Origin of the sequence: Clostridium sp. CMCC3677 (assembly GCF_023845585.1) — a bacterium.
GTDB classification, from domain to species: Bacteria; Bacillota; Clostridia; order Clostridiales; family Clostridiaceae; genus Clostridium; species Clostridium aquiflavi.
This window is the reverse complement of record NZ_JAMQHS010000008.1, coordinates 39,624-54,918: the sequence shown is the minus strand read 5'-3', so window position 1 is coordinate 54,918 and position 15,295 is coordinate 39,624. Positions and strand designations below refer to the sequence as shown.

The following is a 15,295-nucleotide window of genomic DNA, read 5'->3' as shown; positions in this document are numbered from 1 at the left end:
TCCTCCGATATTATATATATTTATTTGCTAAATATGGTTCAACTATAATGGTTCCGTCCTTCACTTTTGCTATTTCTGGATACTTAGGTTTTTCTAATCCATCTGGTGAAATAGTTATTACATCTGCTATTTTTAATATTTCTGGTTCTAGTAAAAAAGCAGCAATAATAGATTTTTTATTCCCTGTATTCCCTGCATTTACGCTTCCTTTTAGTGATCCTAAAACGATTATATTGCCACCTGCATGAACTTCTGCTCCGCTATTAACATCTCCTATAATTACAATATTACCTGGGTAAGTCAAACATTGACCACTTCTTACAGTACGTCTTATAAATTTAGTTTTTCCTTCATATACCCCATTAAATATTTTCGTTTGTATATTACTTTCTTGCTCTAATTGTTCAAAAATAATTTCGTTTAATTCTATTTCATTTAAAAGAGATTCTTTAAGTTTTTGAATATCATTTTTTTTTATCAAACTTAAATTCACATTAAGAATTAAGGTTGTACCTTTGTAAAAATGCTTACCTTTTGATAACTTTTTTATTAACATATTTAACATGTCTTCAAAGCTCTCGAATTTCTCCATATCAATTGTCGCATTTATACCTTCCCTGTTTCCCTTTATTAAAACACCATCCTTATGCATTGCTACCTCCAATCAAGTGATTATTATTTATGTAAAGCAACAAGATTTAACTATCTAGTTCATCACTTCTTAAACATAGCATTAACTAAAATATTATTACATTAAATAATATTAGCAATGATATATTAGGATAAATTATGTATATATTAAATATAAAATTAATACTCATTTTTGATATTACAACCTAGTTTAAATTATAACATTATTATATTATTTTTGTACATATTAATTTGGCTTTAACACTTAAAACTGCTTGTTAAAAAGTGACTTTTTGAAAGTTTAAAAAACTTCTTATAATTTTCTATTCGTAAATAAAAAAGTTATCTTAAACTTAAATTCGTTTAAGATAACTTTTTATTATTTTTCTATATATTAGTTTTGAGTAACAGTCGCTTCATTTATTTATGGTTTAGTTGTATTAAAAGGATTTTCTAATACATATTTTTTAAATGATTCTGATTGCGATGCATAATTAGTTCCAATTAATTGATCTTTAAAATATGCTTCATAAACAGCTTTAACTGCTGGAGCTATCTCTCCACCATGTCCTCCATCAAATACAACTGCAACTACTGCTATTTTAGGATTATCAGATGGAGCAAAACTTATATATGTTGCATAAGGTGATCTACCTATTTCCTTTTGATTCTCTCTAAAATCTGCAGTACCTGTTTTACCTGCTGTTGGTATAGGAAAATTTCTAAATGTAGCGGAAGCAGTACCACCTTCCGCTTCATTAACACTTGACATACCGTTTCTAACAGCATTTATTGTATCACTTTTCATTTCTACTTTATTTAAAACTTCTGAACCAAATTCTTGAACTACATTTCCATCATTATCAGTAATTTTATCTACTAAATGAAGTTTATATCTAGTTCCACCATTTGCTACAGTTGAAACATATGATGCTAATTGCATAGGTGTATATAAATTTATACCTTGACCTATTGCAGCATATACTATTTGAGCTGGTGACGTTATTTCTGCCGGTTTGTCATTAACTGCAAATCTAGTAATTATTCTAGTAACTGCAGCAACTTGCTCATCTGCATTAAATTTTTTACCTTCACTTTCCCACTTAGCCACGCTTTGTTTATATTTATCTGAATTATCTACTATTGTTTTTACATAAGGTTTTATACTCTTAGAAAACTCATCTTCTGTTTCTTCAATGCCCTTTCCTGGTTCAACTTTTTTTAATCTTTCCTCAACCTTATCTTTTATAGACTTTTTAGCTTCTTTTATTTTTTCAGTATCATCTTCTGAAAATCCTATATCAAACGGAACAAAATTTCTTTCTGCTCCCTTATAATCTCCTTTTTCCAAATAATCTACTAATTCGTATTTAGCATAGTATACTGATTGATTTTTAAATGATTCAAAATTATATGTTTGACCAAAATTTTCTTCTATCTCTATCCCTGTTGTAGCTTTTTCCTTAGAATCAGGTGGAATTCCTAATCCAAATTCCCATGCATATTTTGCTATAGAATTTAATCCTTCAATTCCTTTACCATTTAACATATACATTCTATAAGCAACTTCATAGAAATAATAGTTACAAGATACCTGTATTGCCTTAGCTACATCTGTAGGTCCATGAGTAGCACCACTATTGTGATAAATTAAACATTCTGGACCAAACGTCGGTCCAAATGTTTCAGGATGTTCTTTAAATATACCCCTATCTAATATAGTTTCACCTGGAGTAACTGCCCCTTCTTCAAGACCAGCAATTGATGTTAATACTTTAAATGTTGATCCTGGCGGGATTTTTCCCATTGTTGCATAATTATAAAATGGTTTTGGATATAAATCATTAACATCTTCTCTATACCCATTCGCATCTTCTGGAAATAATTGATTAACACTTTTACTTAATCCCTTATTTTGTATTAATTGATTTGCAAAAGCTTCATAATCTGGTGAAAAATATTCTTTGGTTTCTTCTTCACTTACCGTTCCTGGTATTGTAAATACATTAGGATTATAGTTTGGATAACTAACTAAAGATAAAATTTTACCACTATTGACATCTACTGCAATTAAAGCACCTCTTGTTGCATTAGAATATCTTGATCCATCACTATCATAAACATTTTCTCTTATATTCTTTATACCATCTGCAAAAGCATGCTCTGCTGCATATTGAATTTCACTATCTATTGTAAGATGAACATCATTTCCTGGATAAGATTGAAGCTTAAACAGTTCTTCTGTAACTCTACCTTGAGAATTTACCTTTACTGTTTTTCCACCTTTAACACCCTTTAATTGTTCCTCAAATGCTGACTCTATACCAGATTTACCTATTAAATCTGATGATACATCATATCCTCTTAATTCATACTTATCACTTTGTGAACTATCAATAGATGACACATAACCTAAAGCCGAAGATGCTAATTCTTGATTAGGATAATATCTTACAGGCTCTAAATTAACATCTATTCCTGGCAATGAACTAAGCTTTTGATAAACTATAAAAGCAGTATCTTTTTTTATATTACTTGCTATTGTTACAGCTTTATAACCTTTAAAACTTTGCATTTTTATAGCATCTTTTATTACAATAAAGTTTCTAATATCCCTTAATGAATATCCATTTTGTAATAATATATCTGTTATTTCTTTTCCGCTCATTTTACTATATGCTGCACTTTGTTCCTTATTAGGACTCGGATCAACACACTTAATTAAATTATAAGCCTTGACTAAATAATAAAAAGTATCTTCTGGACTTATCTTAACTAATTCTTCATTTATTTTTTGATTTTGATTGTCATCAAGTTCTTCTACATCCTTGAAAAGAGTTTTGTGAAGTTCATCATTTAAACCTCTATCTCTTTTAAACCTAATTTCTTCATATTTTCTTGATTCTGCATCTGATGTTTTATACTCGAAGTAAATTTCATTATTATCATTTAATTTTAAATTTAAAGTATCTTGAAATTTTTCTCCATTTTCTTCTAATACTTTAAAAAGTTCTTTCATAGTTGAATAAAACACTTTATCTGCATCTGTAGTTTTAGTATATGTAAGAGTATATGTTTGTATATTAGTAGCTAATAAATTACCACTTTGATCATATATCTTTCCTCTTGGTGCTTTTTCCGATACGAATCTTGTCGAATTGGCATTAGCTCTTTCTTTATAATTATCATAATTTAACACTTGAAGATATATAAGCTTTATAGTAATAGCTCCAAAGATAATAAACATTATTATACTCAAAATAGTATACCTTGAAATTTTCTTTTTCTTTGTTGGCTTATTTACTATCATTTAAACCTCCATGGTCTTTTTTTATATTCCTCATCTGGAATTTTCATAATTAGCTTATATACAAAAAACATAATTATAGAATTGTATAATGCCATTCCTATACCTTTGAATAGTTCCATATCTATTCTTAAAAAATAGCATATTATAAATATTCCCATATATTTTAAAACAGTTATTAAAAACATAGAAATTATGGGAATTAACTTTTTAGTTTTAAATATATTTTCACCAATTATACTTGCAAAAAGACATAATAATAAATTTAATATAGAATTTATTCCAAAAACATTAAAGAAAAATAAATCCTGTAGTATTCCACTTACCGATCCTATAAAGACTGCCTTTTCTCTTCCATATACAAGTGAGTATGCAATAGCAAAAGTAAGTAATATGCTCGGATATACCCCATGTATAGAAAAGAACGGAATTAAAGAATTATCCAATATAGCTAATCCTATAGATATTAAAATAACTATTAATTTTTCCATACTAAAACCCCTAATATTTTATTTCTCTTGTGTCTTTAGGAGATACAATAAATAATTCTTCTAGCTTATTAAAATCTACATAAGGTTTTACAACAGCACTCTTCATAACTTTTATCTTATCTTCGTCAACATGAGTAACTTCCCCTATTTTAATTTCTTTAGGATAAATCAGTCCAACACCTGATGTAATTATTACATCACCCTCTTTTACTTCTGAATCAATTGGTAAATTGTATACCTTAGCTAAATTTCTATTTTTATTATCTTTATATCCTTTTAAGTATCCAGTTGATTCTCTAGTACTTTCAACCATAACGCTTACAGCTATGTTTTCATTGATCAATGATTGAACTATACTCCAGTTACTTCCTACTGATGTTACTTGACCTACAAGACCTTGTGCAGCCATAACAACCATACCTTTTTTTATACCTTCATTTTCGCCCTTATTAACTATATATCCATCTAAAAAATTTCCACCGCTATATCCGATTATATCGCATCCTATATAATTGTAATTGTTATTTTGCTCTGCAAAATTTACAATTGATCTTAATCTTTTATTCTCTTCTTCTAAATCTGAATATTGTATAAGTTTACTTTTAAGTTCTTCATTTTCTACTGTTAGCTTTTTACTTTGATCTTTAACTTCTGAAAAATTTAAAAAGAAATCTAAAGTTTCTTTCACTCTGTTTGTAGCCTTATAAATAAGCGTTTGAGCTGGTTTCAACGCATTACTAGCACCATTTTCAATAACAGTTTTATTCTCTCTCTTGACTGTATAAACTATAAGTCCTAAAAATGTAACTGACAGCACTATAATAGTTACTGCCAGTTTGTTTTTAAGAAATTTCATTTACTAACCTCTTTGATCTTTGCTTATCTTATCAAAATCTTCTAGAGCTTTACCAGCGCCTAAAACTACACAATCAAGAGGTGCCTCTGCTATATGTACAGGCATATTTGTTTCTTCATTTATTAAAATATCCAAGCCTTTTAATAAAGCTCCCCCACCAGCTAACATGATTCCTTTATCCATAATATCTGCTGCTAATTCTGGTGGTGTTTTTTCTAGTGTTGTTTTAATTGCTTCAATAATAGCACATACTGGCTCTCTTAAAGCTTCTCTTATTTGAGATTCTGTAATTTCTATTACTTTAGGTAAACCACTTATCATGTCTCTACCTTTTATTTCCATAGTTCTATCATCATTATTAAATTCAACTACTTCACTTACTTTATCACTTTCTTCATCAGATTCACTTGCAGCTTCAACATTTACTGAATTATTAAGCTTTTTACTTACGTGAGCTGAACCTATCTCCATTTTAACTTGTTCTGATGTTCTTTCACCAATCATTAAATTAAATTCTTTCTTAATATAAGAAATTATTGCTTGATCTAATTCATCTCCAGCAACTCTTAATGATCTGCTTGTTACTATACCACCTAATGATATAATAGCGACTTCAGTTGTTCCTCCACCAATATCTACTATCATACTACCTGTTGGTTCACTAACTGGTAATCCTGCGCCGATAGCTGCTGCCATTGGTTCTTCCATTAATATAACGTCTCTTGCACCCGCTAATTTAGTAGCTTCTTCGATTGCTCTTTTTTCTACCTCTGTAATTCCTGATGGATAACAAACTATTATTCTTGGGCTCTTAAATGCATTTTTAGTAGAAACTTTTTCTATTAATTTCTTTAGCATTGTTTGAGCTACATCAAAGTCTGCAATTACTCCATCTCTTAAAGGTCTTATTGCAACTATATTTCCTGGTGTTCTTCCTATCATAAGTTTAGCTTCTGAACCTACTGCTAGTGGTTTTCTAGTTATATTGTTCATTGCTACAACAGAAGGTTCTCTTAAAACTATTCCTTTTCCTTTTGCAAATACTAAAGTGTTTGCTGTTCCTAAATCTATTCCCATATCTTTTCCAGATCCAAAAAATGCCATTGTATTTTTCCCCTTTCAATTTTCAATTATACAAATCCTTTTTCTTTTAAGCTTATAAAATTATTTTTCCCAATTATTATATGATCAAGCAATTCAATCCCCATGATTTCACCACACTCTTTTATTCTAAGAGTTATATTTTTATCTTCCTTGCTGGGTGTGGGGTCTCCTGAGGGATGATTATGAGCTATTATTATTTTTGCACTACTTTTATTTATTGCTTCCTTAAAGATTTCTCTTGGATGGACGATAGATGTATTAAGACTACCTTTGAATACATCTTTTGTGCCAATAACAATATTTTTAGTATTTAAAAATATTACCTTTAATATTTCTTGCTTTAATAAACTCATTTCTCCATTAATTAATGTCGCTAAATCATTAGGACACATAATTTTTACATCTCTATCTACTGATTTAAATGTTCTAAATCTTTTAAAAAGTTCAGCTAAAGCTAGTATTTGAGAAGCTTTGCCTTCTTTTATTCCCTTTATTGATGTTATATCATCTAAACTTGCTTCTAAAATTCCATCTAACCCTTGAAATTCTGATAATAACCTATTGCTAAGTTGAAGCACATTTTCACCTTTAGTACCGGTTCTAAGTATTATTGCTAATAATTCAGAATTATTTAAAGTATCCGCTCCATACGATAATAACTTCTCTTTAGGTCTTTCACTTTTAGGTATATCCTTAATTTTAAGACTATTTTCCATAAATACTCTCCTCTTAATATTTTGGATACCCCATCCCTTAATACTATATAGCTTCTTCAAGCATAGTTTTCAATTTATTTAAAGGAAGTCCTACAACATTATAGTAACATCCTCTAATTTCTTTAACAAAAATTCCACCTATACCCTGTATTCCATAGGCTCCTGCCTTATCTAAAGGTTCCTTGGTTTTTATGTATTTTCTAATCTCATCGTCATTCATCTTTGAAAAAACAACCTCTGTAGCAACGCTATCTTTTAATACTAAATCTTTTTTAGTGTTAATAACTACTACTCCTGAATATACCTTATGGCTTCTTCCTTGAAGTAATTTAATCATATTGAATGCATCTTCTTCATCTTTAGGTTTTCCAAGTATCTTATCATCTAATGTAACTATAGTATCTGCTGATATTATTATAGCATCTTCTTTTATCTTATCTTTAATGCTCATTGCTTTTCCTAATGCTATACTTTGAACATACTCATCAACTGAGTTTTCAAAAATCACTTTTTCTTCATCAAAATCACTAACCATTATATCAAAATCATCACATAATCTAATTAGTAATTCTTGTCTTCTTTGTGATGCAGATGCCAATATTACTTTCATATAATCACATCCCTTTAATAACTATCATCAAATAAATATCTCTTATTTATAATAATTATAGACATATTACATATTTTTAATAATTAAAATATATAAGGTGTAGTAATTGTGACGACTTACTACAGTCACTTACTACACCAATATAGTTTATCATTTAACTAGTTCTTAAACAAGTACGTTAAAGCAACTTGTAACACTTTTATAAAAATTTAATTTTATTGTAATAATTATTCTATTGCATATTTTTTAATCTTTCATAAAAGTATTTTAAGTATTCATTTACATTATTTTTATTTAATTCATCTGGTAAATTATTTATATAATCACTGATTTCTTTTAAACTATTATTTGTATCCAAGTTCTCTTTTTTTGTAATATTTAAACACCAAGTTTTATAATCAGATGTTTTTACACTTTTTACATTTTCATCTTCTAATGTGCTATTTATCTTTAAAAATGCATTTATAAGTTCTGCAACTTTATTTTGTTCTAAATTTTCTTTAGATATACTAAATTTAATTTTCACAGCATTTATTCCTTGAGATATTAAATTTTCCAATTGTTTTTCACCATCTTTTTTAGAATACAATCCTATAACAACTCTATAATGACCTTCTTCTTCAATAATGTAAGAATTATATTTAGAAGGTATTGTTCTCATTGCTGCATCTGCATTGTCTTTGTTGGAATAATATCCAAATTGTAGTGCTATAAACTCTTGATCTGAAACAACATTTTCTTGTTGATTGAATGAACTAATATCTAATTTCCCCTTAAATATGAATTTACTAAAATACATTCCCATTAAAATTGATAATAAAGCTATTATTAATATTATAAATATAAGTTTCATCTTTCCATGTTTTTTATATTCATATCTAGTATACTTCATAAAATACCTCCTAAAATTAAATTATGTAAAATATATTAATTATATTTGTAATAATATATTTATTGTTAACTTTACATTTATATGAATTATGTTAGGTATTTTATTTTATAAATTTTACTTACGATATCTTATTTAATATAAGTAAATCTGATGTTTCATATTTACTATCTTCAAAAAAGTTTTTTGCAATTCTTAATTTATTGAATCCAGAGTTATTCCAAAACTTAACTGCCCTCTTATTTTTTGAATTTACACCAACTTTGAAACACTCTATACAATATTTACTCTTAAAATATTGCAAAATTTCTATTAACATATTTTTTCCAAGCCCTTTGTTTCTAAATCTTGAATCTATTAAATATAGCCATATGAATAGCTCTGATTTTTCTTGTAACTCTAATCTGCCTTTAAACACACCATAAATCTCATTATCTTTTTCTATTTTTAAAAATAGTTCTTCTTCTGTTAAATAATATTCTAAAAATCTTCTGAAAAATAATTGTTGGTCTAAAGAAAATAAATCAACACTGAATTTGTCATTTAAAATTATCCATTTATTTAATCTATCTATGTCACTCTTTTTTACACTAGTTATTTCAAAATCTTCATAATAAAACTCAACATCTACCAATACATATATCCCCTCTTTCAATTAGTTCTAGATATTAATTACTTATTAAGTAATAATTCTTTATTAATCCATATTTATCCTTTATTAAATATAAATATTTGTTACGTTATTTGAAATGATAATTTATTTTTAAATTTGGCTCTATTTTAAATCTATGTTGATATACATGATAGATAAATATTGTATATTAATTTTTTTGAACTTACTCAGCCATTGTACCTGAGTTTAGCTTCTTTTAGTTTTAACAAAAATAAGGTATATAATAAAATTTTATAATCTTATTACATACCTCTAATATATAAATTTAAAATCAAATTTATAATATATTATTATCTTATTTCTTTTAATACCTCTAATAAATAACTCCATACTCTTTCTACAGAAGAAATACTCATATGTTCATTTGGAGTATGTGCATCAAATATATCTGGTCCAAAACTTATCATATCTAAGTCTCCTAATTTTTCTTTAAATAATCCACATTCTACACCAGCATGAATTGCCACAACTTCTGCTTCTTCATTATACATTTCTTTGTAAACATCTTTACAAATTTCTCTTATCTTAGATTCTTCTTTATATTGCCACTCTGGGTATCCAGCTGTATTAGACACAGTTCCGCCTAAAATTTCAGTTAAACATTTTATTCTTAAAACTATTTCTCCTCTTAAAGAAAATACAGAACTTCTAACTGCACTATCATATTCTACATGATCTTCTTTTGTTGTAAGAACTCCTATGTTAGTTGAACTTTCAGTTAAACCTTCAATATCAGAACTTACTGTATTTATTCCATTAGGATATAAGTATAAAAGATTTATTACATTTTCTGTACTTTTCTTTGAAAATACTTTTTCTATATTTTCTTTTAATTCTTCTATTTCTAATTGAATATTAGGATCTTTAACTCTAAATTCATTTTTAAACTCATCTCTTAATGTAGATATTATATTTAAAAATTCTTTTTCCTTATCAGCATCTATTAATAATTCTGCAATTGCTTCTCTTGGTATAGCATTATTCTTAGATCCACCGTTTAATGATACTAAATTCAACTCCATTTGGTTAAGTATATTTTTTAATACTCTTCCTATAAGTTTATTAGAATTTCCTCTTCCCAAATGTATATCAGATCCTGAATGTCCTCCACTCAAACCCTTTATTACAACTTTGAAAGCTTTTTTGCCTTCTTTAATATTTTCCCATTGTACATCTAAAGTAGATTTTGTTCTTATCCCTCCAGCACAACTTACTAATAATTTACCTTCTTCTTCAGAATCTAAATTTATTACTATTTTTCCATCTAAGCATCCTGACTTTAAAGCCATAGCTCCACTCATACCTGCTTCTTCATCACTTGTAAGTAAAACTTCTATTGCTGGATGTTCTAATGTATTATCTTCTAATATTGCCATTGCATATGCTACTGCAATACCATCATCAGCGCCAAGTGTTGTACCACTAGCATAAATAAAACCATCTTTTTCTACTAATTCTATAGGATCTTTAGTAAAATCATGCACTTTTTCGTTATTTTTTTCACAGACCATATCCATATGACCTTGTATTATTACCTTAGGAGATTTTTCATATCCTGGTGATGCTGGCTTTTTTATAATTATATTTAAGGCATCATCTTGAATTGCTTCTAATCCTAGGTCTTTCCCGAAATTAAATAAATAATCGCTTATTTCCTTCTCATTCCCTGAACCTCTAGGTATCCTAGATATTTCATTAAAGTAATAAAAAACTTTTTCACAATTAATTTGTTGAAATTTTCTCATAATTATTCTTTCCTTCCTAAATATGTGATAAAATTAACATATGTACTAATTAAGCTTAGTATTAAAATTAAATAAATTGTATTATTTATTAATTTTATCATAAAACTAAATTAATATTATAGAATTTAGCTAATTTTATTATTGAGCTTTAATATTACATAAATACAAAAAGGTATTAAAATTTATAGGAGAGGTGTTTATATGCAAAAAACTAAAATGATTTTTACTATTGGACCTGCAAGTGATAATGAGGAGACTATTAGAAAATTTATAGGAATCGGAATGAATGCTGCAAGATTAAATTTTTCGCATGGTACTTATGAATCACACAGAGAGAAGATAGAATTAATTAAAAAAGTAAGAGAAGATATGGGAACTCCTACTGCAATAGTCTTAGACATAAAAGGACCTAAGATAAGAACACATAACTTTGTAAATGATGGCGTAGAATTAAAAACTGGTCAAGAATTCTGTTTTATATGCGGAGATGAACTTCTTGGTGATGAAGAAAGATGTTCTATTACTTATGAAGAACTTTATAAAGACATACAAATTGGCGGAGAAATTCTTGTTGATGATGGTCTTTTAAGATTCAAAGTTATTTCTGTTGAAGGTAAATCTATTAGATGTGCTGTAACTGTTGGTGGAATGATTAAAAATCACAAAGGTGTTAATGTTCCTAATGTAATAATAAGACTACCTTCAGTAACAGAAAAAGATATAGCTGATATAAAGTTCGGTTGTGAAATGGGTGTAGACTTTATTGCAGCATCTTTTATAAGAAAAGCTAGTGATGTAGCTGATGTAAAGAAAATACTTTCTGAAAACAATGGAAAACATATTAAAGTAATAGCTAAAATTGAAAATCAAGAAGGCGTAGATAACATAGACTCTATAATAGAGCAAACTGATGCAGTAATGGTAGCTAGAGGAGATATGGGAGTTGAAATTCCAATTCAAAAAGTTCCTATAATTCAAAAAATGATAATTAGAAAATGTAATGATGCAGGAAAATTCGTTGTAACAGCAACTCAAATGCTTGATTCAATGATTAGAAACTCTTTACCAACTAGAGCTGAAGCAAGTGATATTTGTAATGCTATATTTGATGGAACTGATGCTATCATGTTAAGTGGTGAAAGTGCTTCTGGAAATTTCCCAATTGAAGCTGCTACAACAATGTCTGAAATTGCACAGGAAGCAGAAGCTCATTTAGATTATGCTCACTTAACAGCAAGATTAAGAGAACCATCTCTTACTGATTATGCTGGTGCAATAAGTTATACAGCTTGTAGAACTTCAAATTTATTAAATGCAGCTGCAATAGTAGCTGCTACTAAAAGTGGTGCTACAGCTACTATGATTTCAAGATATAGACCAAAATCTCCTGTTATAGCAATAACTCCTTACGAACAAGTAAGAAGAAGTTTAGCTTTAACTTTTGGTGTATTACCAATGCTTTGCGAAATGTATAATACTACTGATGAAATCTTAGTGGAAGCTAGAAGATCAGTGTTTGAATTAAATTTTGCTTTACCAGGTGATGATATTGTAGTTGCTGCTGGAATGCCAACAACTCAAACTGGTGGAACAAATATGTTAAAAATAGAGAAATTATAATATTTATTTTAAAATTTAAAATACTTTAAAACTCAAATAAGCTGTTTCAACATACAATATTCCTTGTATGTGAAACAGCTTATTTAAATCTATGTATTAATATATGTATAAGCAAAGTAGACTGAGTAATTGAACTTAGGAATACTAAAATAACTATAGTCCCATTTTAGCTTGCTCCCAATATAAAATTGAGACAAGCAGTAAATGTGACAATATTTATTAAGTATTCTCAAAATCCAATTACAATGCTACTTTGCCTATTACATATATGAATACACATTTAAAACATAGCCTTACTATTTTTTTAACTATTCATGTGTACAATATATAAATTTTCATGTATCATACATAATAATATTATTCAAATTTAAAATCCTTAAATAATTCTCCTAATGATACTCCATCTTCTTCATCTACATATTGTAAATATTCTTTACTAGTTTCTACTGCATCTTTTATACTTAAAGATAATCTCTTACCTTCCTTGTTAAAGTCTAATACCTTAACTTTTACCTTTTGATTTAATTCCAATACGTCAGATGGTTTAGCAATATTTTCATCAGTTATTTCTGAAATATGAACTAATCCTTCTATTCCTTCAAATATTTCAACAAACGCTCCAAATGAAGCAAATTTTACAACTTTACCTTCAAATATCATTCCTGACTTAATTTCATTTGTATGTAAAGTCCAAGGTTCTTTATTTATATCTTTTAATACTAAAGATAATTTTTGTTTTTCTACATCAACAGAACCTATATATACTTCAACTTTGTCATTTTCCTTTACTACTTCTTCTGGCCTATTTACTCTATTCCAAGATAAATCTGATATATGAACTAATCCTTCTACTCCACCAATATCAACAAAAGCACCATATTTAACTAACTTCTTAACTACTCCTGTTCTTTTTTCTCCTTCTTTTAAAGAATTCCATATAACTTTTCTATTCTTTTCATATTCTTCATTTTCAATTGCTTTTCTTGATGCAACTATTTTGTTATTTCTAAAGTCTAGTTCTATTATTCTAACTTCTAATTCTGTATTCTTTAATGTACTTAAATCTATCATACTTCTTGATGCTAATGAAGCTGGGATAAATACTCTTATATTACCATAATAAGAAATAAGTCCACCTTTAATTTCATCTTTTACATATACTTTAACATTTTTTTCTTCCTTAAAAGCTTTTTGTAATTGTTCTTTTTCTTTAATAACTAATGCCTTTATAAGTGATAGCTTAACATAGCCTTCACCATCGTTTGGAGATATAACGTATACATCTATTTCGTCATCAACTTTAAGTACATCCATAGGATTTTTATCATCTATTGATACTTCTTCTTTAGCTATTAATCCATCAAATGCATAATTTATATTTACTACTACTTCCTTTTCATTAACTTCTAAAACTTTTCCTTTTAGTATTTGACCTTTATTTATTCTTTTCACATCATATTCTTCTAAAAAACTTTTCATAGTATTATCTGACATTTAACCACTTCCTTAATATTATTTAGCTATCCTTTTAATACTTGTTAATATTTAATGTATAGCCAATCACTTAAAACATCTAATAAACTAGAGCTTAATTAATATAATTTTAATCTATTAATCTAATTTATACAAGAATTCACCCATTTTAATTATGTGTTTATATATTCAATAAGTGAAGTGGCATTATAATTTTTGATTTTACTCTTAAATTTTAAAGAGTTATAATATAACTCTTTAAAAGCTTTTATTTATCATTAAATATTAGATATATAGAGATATAAAGAGTTAATTGATTTTATTTTTCTCTACTTAACATTTTTAGTTGTTTTTCCATATTGTGTAGTCTAGATATTTTATCTATAATAAAGCTATAATCTTTTAGGGGGTGCTCACTATTTTTAAGATTAAGAAAAAACATATATTTACTATATTATTAGTTTTTTTATTTAGCATTTCCAGTTTGCCATTAGAACTTATATCTAATGTAAACCATAATACTAATAATAATTTAATTGCTTACGCAGATAGTAATATAGATGCCAGTATATTGAGCTCAACAAGCACTAACTTGTTAGCTAAGTCTGGTGGTAAGAGTTCCAGTGGATCTAGATCAACCAGTAAGAGTTCTAGTAGTTCAAAATCTAGCAGTAAAAGTTCCGGAAGCTCTAGCGGATTTAAATCAGGAAATTTTAACAGTTCTTCAAGTAAATCTTCTAGTGAAAGTAACAAAAATACCACTGATAAGAGTGCTGAAGGATTTAAATCAGGAAGTTTTTCTGACACAAAAAATAATAGTAATACAAATTCTTCAAACATAGATAAAACAACTAATGATTCCAATGAAACTAGCAGTGGTGCTTCAAAAGGATTTAGCAGTGGATCATATTCTTCTACTAATAATCCAAATGATTCAAATTCATCCAGCACAAATAGTAGTACGCAGAAGGATGAATCAAAAACATATATACCATCATCAAGTTCAGGGGGACTTGGCTGGTATGGAGGTTCTAGATTTTTTAGACCTATGTATTTTGGATCACCTTCAAGCTTAATAATTAATGCTTTAGTATTAGCACTAATGTTCTTTGTAATTTTAATGTTAATAAAACTTTATTTAAGAAGAAAAAGATAATAATAGATAATAATAAAAAATATTT

Annotated in this window: 13 protein-coding genes; 2 read left to right on the top strand and 11 right to left on the bottom strand. The window is 27.6% G+C overall.

Annotation, left to right across the window (positions count from 1 at the left end; genetic code table 11):
- Positions 1 to 10 precede the first annotated feature (10 nt).
- From minC to NG901_RS11025, 10 genes are all read right to left on the bottom strand, one after another.
- A complete protein-coding gene (gene minC / locus NG901_RS11070) occupies positions 11 to 652 on the bottom strand; it encodes a septum site-determining protein MinC (RefSeq protein WP_252214494.1) in 642 nt (213 codons plus the stop codon).
- Positions 653 to 1,054: 402 nt separating this feature from the next.
- Positions 1,055 to 3,940 carry a penicillin-binding transpeptidase domain-containing protein gene (locus NG901_RS11065; RefSeq protein ID WP_252214491.1) on the bottom strand — a complete coding sequence of 962 codons (2,886 nt, stop codon included), beginning with the start codon at positions 3,938 to 3,940 and terminating at the stop codon, positions 1,055 to 1,057.
- Positions 3,937 to 4,428 (bottom strand): rod shape-determining protein MreD, encoded by a 492-nt coding sequence (gene mreD, locus NG901_RS11060; RefSeq protein ID WP_252214488.1) that lies wholly within the window; start codon positions 4,426 to 4,428, stop codon positions 3,937 to 3,939. The genes NG901_RS11065 and mreD overlap by 4 nt, the downstream gene beginning before the upstream one ends.
- A gap of 10 nt (positions 4,429 to 4,438) precedes the next feature.
- Positions 4,439 to 5,284, bottom strand: a complete 846-nt coding sequence (gene mreC, locus NG901_RS11055; protein WP_252214485.1) for a rod shape-determining protein MreC — start codon at positions 5,282 to 5,284, stop codon at positions 4,439 to 4,441.
- 3 nt (positions 5,285 to 5,287) lie between these two features.
- Positions 5,288 to 6,388: a rod shape-determining protein gene (locus NG901_RS11050; RefSeq protein ID WP_252214482.1), complete on the bottom strand. Its 1,101-nt coding sequence runs from the start codon at positions 6,386 to 6,388 to the stop codon at positions 5,288 to 5,290.
- A gap of 26 nt (positions 6,389 to 6,414) precedes the next feature.
- Positions 6,415 to 7,104, bottom strand: a complete 690-nt coding sequence (gene radC, locus NG901_RS11045) for a RadC family protein (protein WP_252214479.1) — start codon at positions 7,102 to 7,104, stop codon at positions 6,415 to 6,417.
- Positions 7,105 to 7,147: 43 nt separating this feature from the next.
- On the bottom strand, positions 7,148 to 7,714 hold the full coding sequence (locus NG901_RS11040; RefSeq protein ID WP_252214476.1) for a Maf-like protein: 567 nt from the start codon (positions 7,712 to 7,714) through the stop codon (positions 7,148 to 7,150).
- Positions 7,715 to 7,946: 232 nt separating this feature from the next.
- Positions 7,947 to 8,606, bottom strand: a complete 660-nt coding sequence (locus NG901_RS11035; RefSeq protein ID WP_252214473.1) for an SPOR domain-containing protein — start codon at positions 8,604 to 8,606, stop codon at positions 7,947 to 7,949.
- Between the two features lie 118 nt (positions 8,607 to 8,724).
- On the bottom strand, positions 8,725 to 9,237 hold the full coding sequence (locus NG901_RS11030) for a GNAT family N-acetyltransferase (RefSeq protein ID WP_252214470.1): 513 nt from the start codon (positions 9,235 to 9,237) through the stop codon (positions 8,725 to 8,727).
- 329 nt (positions 9,238 to 9,566) lie between these two features.
- Positions 9,567 to 11,021, bottom strand: coding sequence for an aminoacyl-histidine dipeptidase (locus NG901_RS11025; protein WP_252214467.1), 1,455 nt, complete (start codon positions 11,019 to 11,021; stop codon positions 9,567 to 9,569).
- Between the two features lie 201 nt (positions 11,022 to 11,222).
- Here NG901_RS11025 and pyk point away from each other — a divergent pair, with 201 nt between their 5' ends.
- On the top strand, positions 11,223 to 12,641 hold the full coding sequence (pyk, locus tag NG901_RS11020; protein ID WP_252214463.1) for a pyruvate kinase: 1,419 nt from the start codon (positions 11,223 to 11,225) through the stop codon (positions 12,639 to 12,641).
- A 357-nt stretch (positions 12,642 to 12,998) separates the two neighbouring features.
- Here the strand turns inward: pyk and rpsA are convergent, their stop codons facing one another.
- The gene (rpsA, locus tag NG901_RS11015) at positions 12,999 to 14,135 is read right to left on the bottom strand and encodes a 30S ribosomal protein S1 (protein ID WP_252214460.1); all 1,137 of its coding nucleotides are present in this window, start codon (positions 14,133 to 14,135) and stop codon (positions 12,999 to 13,001) included.
- Positions 14,136 to 14,598: 463 nt separating this feature from the next.
- Here rpsA and NG901_RS11010 point away from each other — a divergent pair, with 463 nt between their 5' ends.
- Positions 14,599 to 15,270 carry a hypothetical protein gene (locus tag NG901_RS11010; protein WP_252214458.1) on the top strand — a complete coding sequence of 224 codons (672 nt, stop codon included), beginning with the start codon at positions 14,599 to 14,601 and terminating at the stop codon, positions 15,268 to 15,270.
- Positions 15,271 to 15,295 lie beyond the last annotated feature (25 nt).